Raw genomic sequence first — 19,547 nt, forward strand, 5'->3', positions numbered from 1 at the left:
CAAATTTGATTTACGATTGAGCACTAAGACTGTAGGCTTTATTTACTTTCTTTTTTTTGTTTAAATAGGATACAATGCTATCAGCATATACTTTTTCGATATCCAGTTTTTTAGTTATAAAATCCCAAGAATCTTCTTTTCTTGTAAAATATCCATCAGAATAAGGAATCCCTGCTGTTCCAAAATACAAGGACTGAAACTCTATTAGATAAAATTCTTTTCCATCAAAAGCTATATCAATAGAAAGGTGAGGCACATCCATTTTGTTATAGATACTTTGTGCATAATCAAACAATCCTTCTGGAGCTTCTGCTTGTAGTCCATAGAAATAATTATCATATCCTCCTCCACTAGCTTTTATGCCTCTTCCTTTTAAAAGAGGTCTTTTAAAAATGTACATCTTCTCTTCAAAAACATAAACTTTCCAATCATTCTTGAGATCAGGAATAAATTCTTGTAAAATGAATTTTTGTCGATAAAGAGATTCTCTGATGTACCCTTTATGCTTAAGCGCACGCCCATAATCTCTAAAATCAGTTTGATAGTTTCTTTGATTAACCTCTTTTACTTTTGTAATAAGTTCTTTTTCAGATTCCACCAAAGAAACACCTGTACCCGAAGCTCCACCAGATGTTTTAAATACTACCGGATAATTTACTGTATCAAGATTCATTAATAAATCTTTCATTGATCCAAACATTCGAGCTTTTATATTATCTGTCAGCTTCAAATATTGACGCATTAGCTCCATAAAAACTTTATTATTGTTTGCTCTAAGGTGCTTGTAATTAGGGATTACTTGGGCTCCTGATAATTCTAATGAATAGATAATGTCTTCTATATATGATTTATACTTGTATCCTATATCTTCAGAAGATGTGTAAATGATATTTTGACCTTCATAGTTTTCATTCTCCAGATCAATATCATGAAGGTATTTATATTCTATAGTATAATCCATCTCTTCAAAATAGTTTGACAGCTTTTGCTTATCCATCCCACTACGATATGGAATATCAAAATGTTTTGAACCAAACTTTGACTTATAGTCCATTAATGCTATTATAGAGCTCATAGTATTCTGTTTTTAAGTTGGAAGATTTTGATGATATATTATGTATTAGGGCTATTGACATTAGTAAGGTGTCACGTTTTTTTTCTGGAGTGTATGGTGTTAAATTATCTTGTAGGTCCTTTAAAATCTTAGTATTAAACATTCCTTGATTCTTTTGCAGGATCTCAGATATTTTTTTTCGATTAGCCTTAATTCCAGAAATGATTCCTAAATTGTCTAAATTAGTTTTGGCCACTTTTCTTTTAAATCTTTTGTTTAAGAAAGGAAGTATGATGTTATGAATGTACCTTGGATCTCTTACATCAATTGGACGATATCCTTTTCCTGTTTTTTGATGGTATATATGAGTATTCGTTTTTCGGATTATATCTGAGTACAGATATTGCCCTTTCATTCGTTTTATTGGATTTTTAGTAAAAAAATCATTATTAGCCCCTGCGTAACCAGTAGCTAGTAATTCTTTTACAAAATTATAGTCCAGGAAAGGGGTTCTTACATTTAGATATTTTTGTTGAAGGGTGATCCATTGTCCAAAAAACTTTCTGAATATTTCTTCGAATACAAAAACATAAAAACGTTGATTCATAGAAAGGTCTGAAGGCAATTCTTGTTTATAAGCTATAACTTCCTCAATAAGTTCGTCCAGTTCTTCTCTAAACTCCTCTTGGTTTAGTACTTCTAAAGGTTTTGCGTTCTTAAGAGCTTCTCTGATTTCTTTTTCATCATTTAATTTAAATACATCCACCAGGGCTTGAGATGTTACAGCTCCTGTATTATGTAATGCTCTAAACAATTCGCTTCCTGCCGCTCCTGATATGAGATAGTTTGTGTTCTTTGAAATTTCTTTTGTGCTATAAAGAAAGTGAGGGTATAAAAATCCATTTCCTAAATATCCAGAGGATGTATATTCAATTGCATTTTGATAATAATCTGATTGAACATATGACTCTTCTCCAAGATCAAAATACTGATAAGGGATATTCAAAAACTCACTATTTTGTTGTGGTATAGTAACATCATCATTTTCTGGTCTTCCAAATGAAAATGTTTCAAACTGTTTTTGATGATGTGTAGCACAACTCACCAAAGTTCTACCGTCAAACCCGCTTGTAAACGCAACTTGAAATGGTTTATCAGGGAAGTATTTCTTAGTAGTTTCTATAAAAAGATCGCTCAGTTTTCGAGCAGTTTTCTCTCCTCTCATCGGAAAGAGAACAAATAAATCTTTCATCGAAATATGCTTTGATAATCTTATCTTATTATTTCTAAGAGTTATGAAAGTATGACTAGGCAACAGATTAATTTGCTTAAACAAGGTTCTATTAAAAAATCCATAATTAAACAGAAGGTTTTCTAGAATAAACTTCTTATCAATTTCTAATTGATCTTCTAAATGATTTTTTATCAAATCTATTGATGAAGAGATAAAACAGTGACGAGAACAATAATAAACTGGAAGCATACTAAATAAGCTGTTATACACTTTAATTGTATTTCCTTTAATTATTATAGCATAAAAATGTCCTCTTTGTTTTGGAATATCATTATCTGCGACAGTAAAAAAATCTTGTATAGAATCCAGGTAATCTCCTATGATAATTATTTTTGCACCTGTTATATTATACTCTGTATAGTTTTTTTTAGAACTAAACAGGAACCAGTCATTGGTTAATTGTATAGACTCCTTTTTAGAAAGTTTATGGATAAAATCTTTATTTACGATTATAAAATCATTCATTCTTCATCAGTTTAGATTAATCCTCTGTTTGATAGTTTAAATAAATTCCAAAATAATATTGTCATAAATATCACAGACAGATATTGTATCCAATGCTTATTACGCTTAGGGTACTTAGTAGCAATACCATCTGCCATAAAAATTATTAAAAACGGTAATGCTAATATTTGAAAACGATCTTGAAAAGATATTCCTGAAACTGCCAGAACCATGATGTAAATAAGAGCAAAACTGCCAACAAAAATGGCCGATTTATTCCTGGTTTTATATACATTAAAGAGCCCGAGGAACACAAAAAAGTACAGACAGTTTCTAATAATTTCATTTTGGAAATGTGAGTAAATTCCTATTTGGGCAGCTTCAAAATTTAACAATGACGGAAAAGGAGTTATAATTGCAGCCGCAATCAATAATGGACTTATTATAGCTGCGGCATATGTAACCCCTCTTTTTTTGGAAGTATCGCTTAATTCGTTTCCAAATTGATCCTGACTTGCTTCTATAGCTGTTTCTATATGTTTATCCATTCCAAGCTCTTTCATTACCAAAAAACTACCTATAACGAACAGCATAGAAACAGAAATAGCAGATATCTTATAATTTCTACTTGATGTTTTATGAAGAAGTATTTGTAAAATGACACAAGTCATAATAATAGGAGCCAATATCACTCTGAAGTAAAAAATAACTCCAAAATGAATCAGGATCACAAGTGCATTTAACACCCTATATTCTTTACTTGTGATAATCTTATGCGTGAGATAGGCAATATTGACTATCAAAAAGATCAATGTGGTTTCTTTTAAATAAAATCCGGTAAACCATAATAAAGAAGGCATTAGCATTGCTATTATACCCGCAAGTCGAGCTCGTTTTTCGTCATATAGAAAACGAGATATTTGATATATTCTAACTACTGTAACGCTTGCTAATAATGCATTAAATAACTTGATTAATAATATGTTTTTACCAAACAAATAATAGATAAATCCTATTATCGTCGCAAAGCCATAATCCGTTTCACTTTTCCATATTTGAGCCAGAGCCATCGAAATAGGCCTACCCTCATCAAGAGCGTCTGCAACCATAGTTCCTGAATAATGATAATTCCAGGAATCTTGCGCATGAATCTCCATCGGTAGGTTTGCAGGGTCATAGAAATATGTTAGTAAATACAATATCTGAATGGCAGCAAATCTATAAAGCAAACTATGCAGAAATATTCTTTGAATGAAGCTATCTCTTTTTTGCCAGGCATTAGAATAATACTGTAACCCTACTACGAAAAAAAAGATAGTTCCTGTACCTGTCAACAAAATCGGTAGTGGCATAATATAATTTGGAAATGCAATGATGTGTAACAGTAAAACTGCTACTGCAAAAAATATAAAAACATTTGTATTTCCTTTTGTCCAATACATTATGCCGATTTGTTTTGATAGGTTTCACATACTTTGCTTATATCGTAGAATTGTTCAAAATAAACTCTGGCATTAGTACTCAATGCTTTTCTTTCATCTTTACTCAGTCTTATATACTCGATGATTGCTTCTGTCAAAGAGGATGCTTTAAAGTCGTCGATTAAATATCCATTTACTTCATTAATTATAAGGTCTTTTAAACCTCCTGCAGGAGTTGTAATTACCGGAACTCCCATAGATAAAGCTTCAAGAGCTACTATTGGCATTCCTTCTTGTACAGAGCTTACGATAAGGGCATCTGCTTCTGATAAAAAATCTGCAGCATTATTTTTTGCTCCCGCTAAGAATACATTAGGAGCATTAATTTTTTTAAGTTCATCACTTAATATTGGATCCATCTCATTACCAATATGAATACACATTGAATTGGGATATTTTGCGTGTATTTGTTCAAAACTCTGTGCCAGCATTTTATAATTCTTATGCTTATTGATGTTTCCTATTGCCAAGAAACGTTGCCCTATTTGTGGCTTAATAGAAAAGCTATTCCAGAATGTTTTTATTTGAACCGGTTCTCTCTGAGCATGATAACTTTTGATCCCATTATTGATATATGTCGATCTAAGTTTTGGAAAACTCTGCTTGAGTTGTTTGTATATAGATTTAGCAACACATACATGTAAAATCTTATTATTTATGAACCGAAGTTTATTAAGGTATTTTAAAATAGGTTTCCAATTTTCAAAACTGCTATGTATCGTATGAATATAGGCCAACTTTGGTTTGAGGAACGAAACACCATAGATATAATATAGAGGGTTATGAAGATGAACAAATACTTGATTAGGTCCTAATTTTCCAATCAGAGAATTAAGCTGGAAAAACTGTTTAACACTATATTTTTTTAACCATTGAAGTTGATGTACTATGATTCTATCATCAATATGATTAATATAATTTTCTTCTGTATTTGTTATTCCTGTAACAACAATCAACACCTCATTATCAACAACCTGTTGATTGGCAAGTTGTACAACAAAGTTTTCGGCACCGCCGATATTTAATGTCGATATGATATGAATGATTTTCATCTATACTTGTCTTCCGTAAATCCAACTATCCACAACTTTATGCCCTGTATAGTTATACAATACTTGAAAATTATTTGCTTTTAAAAATTCTGAAACTTTGGATTTAATCTGGCGATCTTCATCAAAAAGAAAATCATGACAGGAAACAGCTATATTTTTGGTGATTTTAATAGCTTCTTTCATTCCTTCTATCATTTGTAATTCTGACCCTTCAATATTTACTTTTAAAAAATCTATATTTTGAATCTGCTTTTCCTGAATAAAATGATCTAAGGTTACTCCGTTTACTTGAACCCCTTTTGATTCTGAATTGACTGCATCAACTTGATAATTATTACTTTCTTCAATCCATAATTTTTGATTGTTATTAGTAATGGCAAGATTTAGGTTCTCTGAAGTTTCTATTCCGTTTTTAGCACATAATTCTACTAGTTTTTGATGACTGCTTTTACTAGCTTCAATCGAATATATTTTACCACAGTTTTCGGTTTTTTCATCAAAATAAAGAGTCTCAGTTCCTATTCCAGCTCCCACATCTATTATTACATCTCCTTTTTTAGGTATATAATATTTACAAGCAATCCTTTCTATACTTTTATAAAGCTTGTCTTTACTAAAATTGAAATATGGTTTTTTTACCAGATATAAGTATTGCTCTTTATTTTTAAGCCAATACATATCATAATCTTTATCATACTCAACACTATTATTGTTGTTCATTAACACTTTGCTAATAATTCCTAAAAATCCAGCTTTGCTCTTTTTACCCGGAATTAACTCGATTATGGCATTGATAATACCTGCCACTATTTTTTTTATCAGTTGTTTCATTTTTTTGTCGAAATTTTATTAGTTATCAGGTTTTGTAATTCGATGAGTTCTCTAAATTTTAATAAGCGCGACAGTAAAAGATAGAGAACCATAGCCAGGCTAATACCTAAAAGTAATTGTGCAAATTCATTAGAAAAGAAATCACTTATAAAGGACGCGCAGTATGTTGCTATTAGACTAACAACCAGATATGGAAACAAATCTTTTAATTGATCGACTGCAGAATATTTTATATATTTTTTGGTATAATGAGTATTGATAAAAAATCCTAGAAATGAAACTATTACGTACCCTATACTCATCCAGATCAAACCAAATTTATAAGTAGAAATTATTGCTACGATTATGAGCGCATTCTTTATAAATTCTAATTTCAAAAACAGGTCTGATCTTCCTTTGGCATTTAAAAAATTAAGGTTGATGTATTGTAATGGATGAAATATAATTTCTAAGGATAATATCTGTAATAAAATAACGGTAGGAAGCCACTTACTAGTTAGCAGAATTAAAATAATAGTTTTTGAATAAAAGATAAGTATACAAATAACCGGAAACAGAACGAATCCAGTTAATTTAACACTTCTTTCAAGTAGGTTCTTTACTTTTAAATCTTCATCAATAACCTTTACAAGAACAGGAAATGTAACACTTTGCAGGATTGTATTAACTAAGGTAGAAGGAATTTGTTTAAATAAAGTTGCTCTTGTAAAATACCCTAACTCTTCGGCTTTATATATTTTACCAATAATTATTAGATATATATTCTTAAAGAAGATTTTGAGTAATTCTGACAACATAAGCTTAGAACCAAAACCAAAAAGAGCATTAAAGGATTGCTTATTAAATATTATATCTGGTTTCCAGTTATTAAGTAACCAATATAGAACGGCCATTACCAGGCTTCTTACCAATGATTGATAAACTAATGCCCAAACACCATAATCAGTCATTGCCAAGTATATTCCCACAGCACCACCCATCAAGGCTGAAACTATATTTATTATGGCAAGTGTTTTAAAATCAATTTTGGTTGTTATGTATGCTTTATGTACAATAGTTGTTGATACTATAATAACATTTAAACCTATTACCTTTATAAGGTCAGCCAGAATTTGAGTTTCATAAAAATCTGCTATAAAACCTGCGCTTATAAACAAGATCAGGTATAGAAAACAGCCAACAACGATGTTAAAGAAAAATATTGTAGAATAATCGGTTTGATTTACATCTTTTTTCTGAACCAAAGCTGTAAAAAATCCGCTATCCACAACAGATTGTGATATAGCAATAAAAATTGCAATCATTCCGATTAGTCCATAATCTTCTGGCAGTAAAATCCTGGCCAATATAATGCCAAGAGTAAACTGTATAAAGAGCGTAAGAAGTTTATCCAAACTACTCCAGACTAACCCCGTAGTGGTTTTTTCTTTTAAAATCGTCACTTAATATCTATTAATTAGTTGGTAATTAATGGGATTACTATACTCCAGAGTATTCTTTTACCCCATTTAGTTTATTAAGCAATGGATGATAATCACCTCTAAGCGGGCTTATTTCGGCATTTCTTATATCATGAACCAATTGAACTGCTGGTTTGGCATGTCTTAACCCAAATCCGTTTCCTTCAAGGATTTTTTGGTAGCTTTTTGTATGAAGTTCTGTAAAGCCTGAGCTAAATTCTATCTCTTCTCCATCTACCTGAATCGAACGATATGTTCTTTGATTTTTAAGTTTTACAGATTCAGGTATATTATTATAATCGATGGATAAAAACCACTTAACTCTAGCTCTTTCTAATTCTAAGTACCCAGAAGCATTGTAGGGGTCGTGTTTATGCACAATATTTTCTGTTACTCCTCCAAAAATCCAAAGAAGCATATCAAAAAAATGAATCCCGATATTAGTTGCAATTCCTCCAGACTTGGCTATTTCTCCTTTCCAGGAATTGTTATACCAATTGCCTCTTGAGGTTAGATATGTTAGCTCAATATCATAGATCTTATCTTTTGGACCATTTTCTATCATTTTTTTTAATGCGATAATACTATGATGTAGTCTCAATTGTAGAATGGTATTCACTGTTTTACCGGATTCTTGCTCTATTTCAATAAGAGATTGGATATTCCAAGGGTTCAATACTAATGGTTTTTCGCATATAGCATGAGCTCCTCTTCTAAGTGCCATTCTTATGTGGGCATCATGTAAATAGTTAGGTGTACAAATACTTACGTAATCAATAGGAATCCCTTTTCTTCTTTTCATCTTTTCGAGATGACGATCAAAACGTTCAAACTCAACAAAGAAATTAGCTTCTGGAAAATAACTATCTAAAACACCAACACTGTCAAATTTATCCAGTGCTGCCAGAAGATTGTTATTCGTTTTTTTAATAGCTTGTAGGTGTTTTGGTGCTACATATCCTGCAGCCCCAATCATAGCAAAATTTTTATTCATAATTCTTAATATTTTTAAACATCGATTATGTTATTGTATTCATAGAAAATGGGGGAATCAGTATCTTTTTTTTAAACCATTTGTTTACTTTTTGATTTAACAACTAGATTATTCTTTAGTACATAAATTTCTTTGCTTTCTGGACAGATCGCAATTCCTTCATCATCAAAATGTAGTCGATGTCCGTATTCACTCATCCATCCGATTTGTTTTGAAGGGTTTCCTACTACCAATGCATATTCATTAATGGTTTTGGTAACAACTGCACCTGCTCCTACAAATGCATATTTTCCTATATCATTGCCACAAACTATCGTTGCGTTTGCACCAATAGTAGCTCCTTGACCTACATTGGTTTTGCTGTATGAACCTCTTCGGTTCACAGCGCTTCTAGGATTAATTACATTGGTAAATACGCAAGAAGGCCCCAGGAAAACATCATCCTCGCAGGTCACGCCTGTATATACAGATACATTGTTTTGGATTTTCACATTGTTTCCTAAAACAACTTTAGGAGATATCACTACATTCTGGCCGATATTGCACTTATTACCAATTATTGAGTCTGACATTATGTGTGAGAAATGCCATATCTTGGTTTGTTCTCCAATAGAACATCCTTCATCAATTACTGCGGTTTCGTGCGAAAAATAGTTTTGCTTCATATATTATAATTTATAACCAAAAGACTACAGATACAGAGTGTTGTAGGTGATTGGCATTACCTGGTGTATTATTGTCAATAGAAAATTTTCCTATCGTTTGAAAATTAAGCCAGGTATATGTTCTTATTTTTATATTTAATCCTACTCCTACATTGATGCTATTATTCAATACCCAATCAAAAAAATTACCTCCCCATCCGCCTATGATATACGCATCATATTTAGAGTGTCTAGGATCTTTCCAATAATTAGATGTATAGTTTTTAATCATAATATCAACTGCAAAGTAGTTTACTCTTTCATTGTTAATAACACTGTTTATCTTTTTCCCTCTGTCGAATTCATTAATAGATAAAACCATAACAGCTCCAAAATCATATTCAAATCTTCTTTCTATCGATCCTTTTATCAGTTTTGAGAGGTTCCAATTATTCTCTACATCCAGTAATTCGTCAAAACGACTACCAGAATTATCTACTATGTTGACTCCAACTCCTAATATCCATGGATCATATTCTTGACTAAATATGGTACCACCTTTTATGATAAAAAAAAGCAGGGTTAATACTTTAATTAAATCCATATAAATGGTGCTACTTTTTTAAATTTTTAGACGTGTTTACCTTTTACATATCCTTATTACAAAGGATATATGGTCAATTAAATATTTGATGTAGGGTAATTTAAATAATGAGGTGATTGAGTTTTGACTTAACTCTATAGTAATATTATTTAATAATCAAATACCAACTTTTTTAATGTTGCAGTATGAGAGTACATTTACGTAAGTAATGAATTTGTTATAAAGTTAGGAGAAATTTCCCTTATTCATATATAGATAAGCCTCAAAATATTTATGTTAATCACGTAATCTACAATATTTTAAGAAATTATATTCTTTTGTGAAGAGGTGTCAAAAATATGAAAAATATCTCACTTTAAGTTTTTTTTTATACAGATTTTTGAAATGAATTAGTAATTCCTATACAATGATAGACACTATATAAAAAAATGGTAGATTTTATTCAACAATAGTAATCAATCAAAAACAAATAAAATCATTTGGAGAATTCATTTTTTTAATTAAAAAATACACATAAACCATTGTTTATCAATAATTAAACCATAATCGATGATAAAATAAATCAACAAATAGAAGTTACTAAAAACAAGAAAACATTAAAAATTAATAATGCACCATATAGGATAATACAATTTAGGTTTCGAACTCAATTTAATCTGTCTTTTTGAATATTATAAATCTACAAATATCAAATCTGCAAAAATCATATAAAATAATAGTTAAAAAAAGATATATTTTGGGGAAAAATCCCTTATTTCAACGTTTAAACTACCTTATATTTGAGGTTTAAACGTATGCAACTAAGCGATCTATTAATTAACTTTGAGTAACCCAAATTTATTTTTCACGCTAATATTCCTTTCGTCATTGTTTTGCGTGCTGTTCCATTAATCACAGTATTTACTAATATCCGTTCAAAATTTTAGTTCGGAGCTTTCTTTGGTTTATACAACTACTACTATTGCTTTTTCATTATGGTAAAAAAATACGCATTTTTTCTGTTATTAATTATACCTGTATTTCTCAGCGCTCAGCTTAGTGATTTACACTATTTACCGCCCTTAAAACAAGGAAATGGAGGCACCGGATCTATCAATCAACAACGATTATATTTTTCTACTCCCGAAACTACTCCTTTTGATGTTAATATTTATAGAGGAACTAATACAACCCCCATTGCAACAATATCCGGATTATCTAATAGTAATTCACAATCCTACACACTGGGCAATGGAAATAATGGAATAACATTAATAAGTACAGCCAATACTGGTCAGGTATTAAACAATGCCGGTATAAGGGCTGAATCATCAGGAGGTCAGAAATTTTATCTTAATTATAGAGGGAGATCAAATTCACAAGCTACCTCATTAACTTCAAAAGGGCGACAAGCAATTGGAACTTCTTTTAAATGGGGTGGTCGTCCTAATTATGGAAATGGTCATAATACGCTTAATGCCACCTTAGGTATTATGGCTACTCAAAACGGAACAACAATTAATATTTTTGATTTTGGAGATGAATGTACCTTCAGGAATGGCAATGATGCTGATGGTTATCCTACTGGAGGAGCTACCAGTGTATCAATAATATTGCAAGAGGGTGAGTCTTATGTTTTGGAAGCGCCAAGAAATAATGGTAATGCTAATATCGATTGTTGGTTGGGTGCTAGTGTTCAATCTAATCTTCCTATTGTTATTTCTAATGGAAATCTTAACGCGGCTCCATTAGAAGGTGCAAATAGTAGAGACGCTGGTATTGATCAGCCGGTTCCTGAAAATGTTCTGGGTAGAGAATATGTTTTTGTGCGGGCAGGAGGAACAAATGTTAATGAAACACCAATAATAATTGCTACCCAAAACAATACAGAAATTTATGTAAATGGAGCCGCATCTCCTATTGCTACTATCAATAACGGAGATTACTTTGTCATCCCAGGATCCAACTATTCTTCTGGAACAATGGGAGGCAATATGTATGTAACCACTTCTAAAGAAGTGTACGCTTATCAAAATATCGCTGGTTCTAGCGGTAATCAAACAGGAGGAATGAATTTCATTGCTCCTGTAAATTGTTTATTACCACCAGATTTAGATAATATCCATAATATTCAAAATGTAGCTGGATTAGATTTTACGGGAGGAATTGCAATAACAGCTGCTGCAACTACACCTGATGCTAATATCATAGTAACCGATAATAGCGGAACTGTGAGTTTGCCTGCATCAATACCTATAATTAACGCAACAGGAAGTTCTGATTGGAAAACGATAACGGTGTCTGGATTAACAGGTAATATTATAGTAAACTCAACAGGTCCCATTGCGGTTGGTTTTTTTGGTGTTAGCGGAAATGCCGGTATTGCCGGATATTTTTCTGGGTTTGATTCTGTTCCTGTAGTCGAAGTAGATGTTACCGGAGGAGGATGTTTGCCTGCAGATATTTTTGAAGTTTCTGGTGATTTTGATGCGTATCAATGGTATAAAGATGGTGCTCCCGTAGTAGGAGAAATTAATAGTACATACATGCCTACAGAGCCAGGTGATTTTTTTGTAGAAGTTACAAGAAGTACATGCACCTATAGCTCAGCGATCTTATCTGTTTATAATTGTAACCCTGAAATCGTAATTTCTAAAACATCAAATACTAATACCGCAATAGAAGGTGATACTGTTATTTTTACAATTGAAGTAGAATCTTTTAGTTTTGACCCTGTTACAAATCTAGTAATCAATGATGTACTACCTCCTGAATTTACAATCACGAATAGTACTCCTAGTTTTGGTTCGTGGACTTCTCCTGATTGGACTATTGGAACGATATTTCCCGGAGAAATCCATACACTCATATTAGAAACTACTGTGAATGAAATTACTGCTGGAACCACTGTTACCAATATTATAAACAATACTCAGGATCAAACTGATTTTAATCTTTTAACAGATGATCCCGATGAATCTGTTACTCTTATAAATAATGAGCTTGAAATTACAAAGACAGATAGCCCTGCCCCAGATGGAAGTTACGATACTGTTGGTGAAATAATCACTTATAATTTTGTAGTCACAAATACTGGAGATCAAATAATCCCTTCTGTTACCATTTCTGATCCTCTAATTGATAGTGGGAGTTTATCTCCTGCTACTGTAAGCAATCTGGGGATAGGAGCATCTGCCAATTTTACTGCCACTTACACTATAACACAAGCCGATATTGAAACCGATCAAGTAAGTAATTCTGCAATTGCTCAAGGTACATTATCTAATGGTTTTGTTATTTCTGATGTTTCTGATGATCCTGATGATCCAACCTCAACAACTAGTGACCCTACAATAACACCAATTGACCAGAAAGGTTCTTTGGTTTTAGAAAAAATCGCACAACCAGCAGCTGATGGTTTGTACGATGCACTTGGAGAAGTCATAACCTACGAACTTACTGTAATTAATACAGGTAATGTAAGTTTGGATAATGTCACGATTACGGATCCAAATATTGATCCAGGAAGCTTAAATCCTTCATCTGTAGCAAATCTGCCTGCAGGAGCTTCAGCAGTATTTACGGCAACTCATACTATTGTACAATTAGATTTTGATAATGGAACCGCAACTAATTCTGCAACGGTTACTGGCACAGAACCTGTAGAAGGAGCTATTATAACTGATATTTCTGATGACCCAACTACTTTAGCACCAAACGATCCAACTGTGGTAAGCATACCACAATTTGGACAACTTGATGTTACTAAAATTGATGATGCCCCAATTAATGGTCCTTATAACGCCATCAATCAAACTATAACCTATACGATTGTTGCTACCAGTGTTGGAAATGTAACTTTAACAAACATAAACTTAGTAGATCCCAATGCAGATACTATTACTCTCATAAGCACTACAGGAACTGATGCCGGAGGAGACAATGTTGTTGATAGTATGGCTCCTTTAGAAACAGCAACCTTCGAAGCGACACATATAATTACGCAAGAAGATTTGGACGTAGCACAGGTTTCCAATTTAGCTACTGTTGGAGCTCTGGATCCCGGTCTTGGTAGCGTAACAGATATATCTGATGATCCTGATGATCCTACATCAATAATAGATGACCCTACCGTGGTTCCTCTAATATCAGTACCTGCAATTAGTGTAACAAAATCAGCAGATGACAACAGTAATGTGATTGAAGGGCAGGTAATCACCTATACTTATACTGTATCAAATACAGGAAATGTAACTTTTGATGAAGTTAGTCTTTCAGACATACATTCAGGAACCGGAAGTTTGGGAAATATTACGTTACAAAGTACTACAGGAACTGATGATGCTTTGGATAATGATGTAGATGAATTAGGTCCTGGGCAAACTGCACAATGGACTGCAGAATATGAGATAACAACTACTGATATTCTAAATCAATCCGATATTACAAACACTGTAACCGCTAGTGCAACTCCAAGAACTGGAAGTATTGCAGATCCATCAGATCTAACGGATACCGAAATCATAACAGTAAATCCTTTCGAAATCATTTGTGGAGGCGATACTTTATCTCATGACTTAACTCTAGATGTAGACCCATCTATTGTATCTTTTAGCTGGTCAGCGACCGATGATCCTCTTGTTTCAGGAGAAACAACTTCTACTTCTACCGCTTCTGTTATTACAGACACATTAACAAATGTAACTACATCGGATAGAGAAATTACTTATACTATTACTGGAACGGATGCAACCTCATCTATTGTAGAAATATACACTTATAGTGTTATTGTACAGCCTTCTCCTAATCCCGAAATATTAGCAAGAACAGCTTCTATTTGTAGTGGAGACACTTTAAATCGAAATTTAATTTCACATATTGACAATTTTAATGATAATGTTGATTTCTCATGGTCAGCTGCGGATAATATCAATGTAACTGGAGAAACTATAACCACTAGTACCGATGACAGGATTCAAGATACGCTAATCAATACCAGTAATATTCCTCAAGAAGTTATTTACACTATAACTCCAACAGTCAATACTACAGGATGTACAGGTGTTTCTTATACATTAACCATAACAGTAGATCCTCCACCTTCAGCATTATCCAATCCCACAGAATTAATTTGTAGCGATGTCCCGCTAAATCATGGCCTTAGTCCAGATGTCGATATTGCTGGAAGCTCCTTTAATTGGAGCGCTGCCGATAATCCCAATGTAATCGGAGAAACAACTTCTAGCAGTACAGGTTCAATTATTACCGATACTATAACTAATATTTCCGGAATCCAACAAGTAGTAATTTATACTATTACGCCAACAAGCCCTGATGAATGCGTAGGGAGTGATTTTACACTTACTGTTACTATCGATCCTGAACCGTTTGTAGCTTCGCCACCAACCCAAACTATTTGTAGTGATACCGAACTTAACCATGATCTGTCTACGGATGTCGATTTAACAGGAAGTTCCTTTAGTTGGAGTGCTACAGATAATCCTAATATAACTGGAGAAACAACTGCTATTACAACTACTAATCTCATCACTGATACATTGGTCAACATTTCTGGTGTTGTAGAAATCGTAATATATACTATTACTCCTACTAGTCCCGATGGCTGTATAGGAGATAGTTTCAACTTTACGGTAACAATTAGTCCAGAACCATATGTTGCAAATGATCCTATCGAAACTATCTGCAGTAACACAACACTCAATCATGATCTAAATACAGATGTTAATATTCCTGGAACCTCATTTATGTGGGTAGCAAATGACAATCCAGATGTGACCGGAGAAACAATTTCTAATAGTACCGATAGTATAATTACAGATACTTTGATAAATACTTCTGGAGTGGTACAAACAGTAGTATATATAATTTTACCTGAAAGTAATTTAGGCTGTAGCTCTAATCCATTTGCATATACCTATATGGTAACTGTAAATCCTGAACCATTTGTTGCCACAGCCCCTACTCAAACTATCTGTAGTGATGAAACTCTTAGCCACAATCTCACAGCAGATGTTAATATACCTAGCACTACCTTTAGTTGGAGTGCTGCAGATAATCCTAATGTAACTGGAGAAACAACTGCCAATAGTACTGATACCAGTATTACAGATACACTTGTCAATATCTCTGGAACCGTACAAACCGTAATCTATACTATCTCTACTACAAGTCCTGATGGGTGTATTGGAGAAGATTACACCTTTACTGTCACCGTAAATCCTAAACCTTTTGTGGCAACAGCACCAACTCAAACCATTTGCGGTGACGATACGCTAAACCACGATCTCACAGCAGATGTAAATGTTACCGGAACTACTTTTAGCTGGAGTGCCGCAGATAATCCTAATGTAACTGGAGAAACAACTACGAATAGTAACAGTACCAGTATTACAGATACACTAATCAATATCTCCGGAACAGTACAAACGGTCATCTATACTATTACACCTACAAGTCCCGACGGATGTGTGGGAGACGATTATACATTTACAGTTACTATAAACCCTAAACCTTTTGTCGCAACAGCGCCTACTCAAACCATATGTGGTGACGATACGCTAAATTATGATCTTACAACAGATGTAAATGTTACAGGAACTACCTTTAGCTGGAGTGCTGCGGATAATCCTAATGTAACAGGAGAAACTATTGCTAATAGTACCGATACCAGTATCACAGATACACTTGTCAATATATCCGGAACATTACAAACAATAATCTATACCATTACACCAACAAGTCCAGATGGATGCATCGGGGATGACTATACATTTACGGTTACCATAAATCCTAAACCTTTTGTAGCAACAGCACCAACTCAAACTATTTGTGGTGACGATACTCTTAATCACGACCTTACTGCGGATGTGAATGTTACAGGAACTACTTTTAGCTGGAGTGCCGCAGATAATCTTAATGTAACCGGAGAAACAACTGCCAATAGTACTGATACTAGTATTACAGATACTCTAATCAATATCTCTGGAACCCTACAAACGGTCATCTATACTATTACACCTACAAGTCCCGACGGATGTGTGGGTGATGATTATACATTTACAGTTACAATCAATCCTAAACCTTTTGTGACCACAGCACCGACTCAAACCATCTGTGGAGATGATACGCTAAACCACGATCTCACAACAGATGTAAATGTTACCGGAACTGCCTTTAGTTGGAGTGCTGCAGATAATCCTAATATAACCGGAGAAACTACCGTACTAACAACTACTAATCTTATTACAGATACGCTAGTAAACATTTCTGGAACAGTACAAACGGTCATCTATACTATTACACCAACAAGTCCGGATGGTTGCGTGGGAGATGATTATACGTTTACGGTTACCATAAATCCTAAACCCTTTGTGGCAACAGCACCCACTCAAACTATCTGTAGTGATGATACGCTAAATCACGATCTTACAACAGATGTAAATGTTACCGGAACTACCTTTAGTTGGAGTGCTGCCGATAATCCTAATGTAACAGGAGAAACTACTGCGGGTAGTACTGATACCAGTATTACAGATACACTAGTAAACATTTCTGGAACAGTACAAACAGTCATCTATACTATTACTCCAACAAGTCCGGATGGATGTGTGGGAGATGATTATACTTTTACAGTTACCATAAATCCTAAACCCTTTGTGGCAACAGCACCAATTCAAACCATTTGCGGTGATGATACGCTAAATCACGATCTTACTGCTGATGTAAATGTTACAGGAACTACCTTTAGCTGGAGTGCTACAGATAACCCTAATGTAACAGGAGAAACAACTACCAATAGTACCGATACCAGTATCACAGATACACTTGTCAATATATCCGGAACCGTGCAAACCGTAATCTATACTATTACACCAACAAGTCCGGATGGATGTATTGGAGATGACTATACATTTACAGTAACAGTCAATCCTAAACCATACGTTGCAACAGCACCAACTCAAACCATTTGCGGAGATGATACGCTAAATCACGATCTTACCGCAGATGTAAATGTTACAGGAACTACCTTTAGCTGGAGCGCTGCTGATAATCCTAATGTAACAGGAGAAACAACTGCGAATAGTACCGATACCAGTATCACAGATACACTTGTCAATATATCCGGAACCGTGCAAACCGTAATCTATACTATTACACCAACAAGTCCCGACGGATGTATTGGTGATGATTATACATTTACAGTTACAATCAATCCTAAACCTTTTGTTGCAACAGCACCAACCCAAACCATTTGTGGTGACGATACGCTAAATTATGATCTTATTGCAGATGTAAATGTTACCGGAACTACCTTTAGCTGGAGTGCTGCAGATAATCCTAATGTAACTGGAGAAACAACTACCAATAGTACTGATACCAGTATTACAGATACACTTGTCAATATCTCTGGAACCGTACAAACGGTCATCTATACTATCACACCTACAAGTCCCGACGGATGTATTGGTGATGATTATACATTTACAGTTACAATCAATCCTAAACCTTTTGTTGCAACAGCACCTACTCAAACCATCTGTGGAGATGATACGCTAAATCACGATCTCACAGCAGATGTAAATGTTACCGGAACTACCTTTAGCTGGAGTGCTGCCGATAATCCTAATATAACGGGAGAAACTACTGCGGATAGTACTGATACCAGTATTACAGATACTCTTGTCAATATCTCCGGAACGGTACAAACGGTAATCTATACTATTACACCAACAAGTCCCGACGGGTGTATTGGTGATGATTATACATTTACAGTTACAATCAATCCTAAACCTTTTGTTGCAACAGCACCTACTCAAACCATCTGTGGAGATGATACGCTAAATCACGATCTCACAGCAGATGTAAATGTTACCGGAACTACCTTTAGTTGGAGTGCCGCAGATAATCCTAATGTAACCGGAGAAACAACTGCGAATAGTACCGATACCAGCATTACAGATACACTTATCAATATCTCTGGAACCGTACAAACGGTCATCTATACTATCACACCTACAAGTCCGGATGGATGTGTTGGTGATGATTATACATTTACAGTTACAATCAATCCTAAACCTTTTGTGGCAACAGCACCGACTCAAACCATTTGTGGTGACGATACGCTAAATTATGATCTCACAGCAGATGTAAATGTTACAGGAACTACCTTTAGTTGGAGTGCAGCAGATAATCCTAATGTAACAGGAGAAACAACTACGAATAGTACCGATACCAGCATTACAGATACACTTATCAATATTTCTGGAACCGTACAAACGGTCATCTATACTATTACACCTACAAGTCCCGACGGATGTATTGGTGATGATTATACATTTACAGTTACAATCAATCCTAAACCTTTTGTTGCAACAGCACCAACACAAACCATTTGTGGTGACGATACGCTAAATCACGATCTCACAACAGATGTAAATGTTACCGGAACTGCCTTTAGTTGGAGTGCTGCAGATAATCCTAATGTAACGGGGGAAACAACTGCGAATAGCACCAACACCAGTATCACAGATACTCTTGTCAATATCTCCGGAGCGGTACAAACCGTAATCTATACTATTACACCTACAAGTCCCGACGGATGTATTGGTGATGATTATACATTTACAGTTACAATCAATCCTAAACCTTTTGTTGCAACAGCACCAACACAAACCATTTGTGGTGACGAT

General features: G+C 34.0%; 10 protein-coding genes. 1 reads left to right on the forward strand and 9 read right to left on the reverse strand.

Going from position 1 to position 19,547, the window contains the following annotated elements; translation table 11 throughout:
* Positions 1-10: 10 nt before the first annotated feature.
* The 9 genes from U0D62_RS14820 to U0D62_RS14860 form a co-directional block, all read right to left on the reverse strand.
* Positions 11-1,075 carry an ATP-grasp domain-containing protein gene (locus U0D62_RS14820; protein WP_322288087.1) on the reverse strand — a complete coding sequence of 355 codons (1,065 nt, stop codon included), beginning with the start codon at positions 1,073-1,075 and terminating at the stop codon, positions 11-13.
* Positions 1,044-2,813, reverse strand: coding sequence for an asparagine synthase-related protein (locus tag U0D62_RS14825; protein ID WP_322288088.1), 1,770 nt, complete (start codon positions 2,811-2,813; stop codon positions 1,044-1,046). Before U0D62_RS14825 ends, U0D62_RS14820 begins: the two co-directional genes overlap by 32 nt.
* 11 nt (positions 2,814-2,824) lie before the next feature.
* Positions 2,825-4,234: a glycosyltransferase family 39 protein gene (locus U0D62_RS14830; RefSeq protein WP_322288089.1), complete on the reverse strand. Its 1,410-nt coding sequence runs from the start codon at positions 4,232-4,234 to the stop codon at positions 2,825-2,827.
* Entirely contained in the window at positions 4,234-5,325 is a 1,092-nt protein-coding gene (locus U0D62_RS14835; protein WP_322288090.1) for a glycosyltransferase family 4 protein, read from the reverse strand. The genes U0D62_RS14830 and U0D62_RS14835 overlap by 1 nt, the downstream gene beginning before the upstream one ends.
* Positions 5,326-6,156 carry an FkbM family methyltransferase gene (locus U0D62_RS14840; RefSeq protein WP_322288091.1) on the reverse strand — a complete coding sequence of 277 codons (831 nt, stop codon included), beginning with the start codon at positions 6,154-6,156 and terminating at the stop codon, positions 5,326-5,328.
* The gene (locus U0D62_RS14845; RefSeq protein ID WP_322288092.1) at positions 6,153-7,598 is read right to left on the reverse strand and encodes a lipopolysaccharide biosynthesis protein; all 1,446 of its coding nucleotides are present in this window, start codon (positions 7,596-7,598) and stop codon (positions 6,153-6,155) included. The genes U0D62_RS14840 and U0D62_RS14845 overlap by 4 nt, the downstream gene beginning before the upstream one ends.
* Positions 7,599-7,635: 37 nt before the next feature.
* Complete coding sequence (locus U0D62_RS14850) at positions 7,636-8,610, reverse strand: Gfo/Idh/MocA family oxidoreductase (RefSeq protein WP_322288093.1); 975 nt, start codon at positions 8,608-8,610, stop codon at positions 7,636-7,638.
* Positions 8,611-8,681: 71 nt separating this feature from the next.
* The gene (locus tag U0D62_RS14855; protein ID WP_322288094.1) at positions 8,682-9,275 is read right to left on the reverse strand and encodes an acyltransferase; all 594 of its coding nucleotides are present in this window, start codon (positions 9,273-9,275) and stop codon (positions 8,682-8,684) included.
* Positions 9,276-9,285: 10 nt separating this feature from the next.
* Positions 9,286-9,858 (reverse strand): hypothetical protein, encoded by a 573-nt coding sequence (locus U0D62_RS14860; protein WP_322288095.1) that lies wholly within the window; start codon positions 9,856-9,858, stop codon positions 9,286-9,288.
* A 974-nt stretch (positions 9,859-10,832) separates the two neighbouring features.
* Here U0D62_RS14860 and U0D62_RS14865 point away from each other — a divergent pair.
* A partial coding sequence (locus U0D62_RS14865) for a PKD-like domain-containing protein (protein ID WP_322288096.1) occupies positions 10,833-19,547 on the forward strand: 8,715 nt, incomplete at its 3' end.

Source organism: Aquimarina callyspongiae (genome assembly GCF_034322225.1).
Lineage (GTDB): Bacteria > Bacteroidota > Bacteroidia > Flavobacteriales > Flavobacteriaceae > Aquimarina.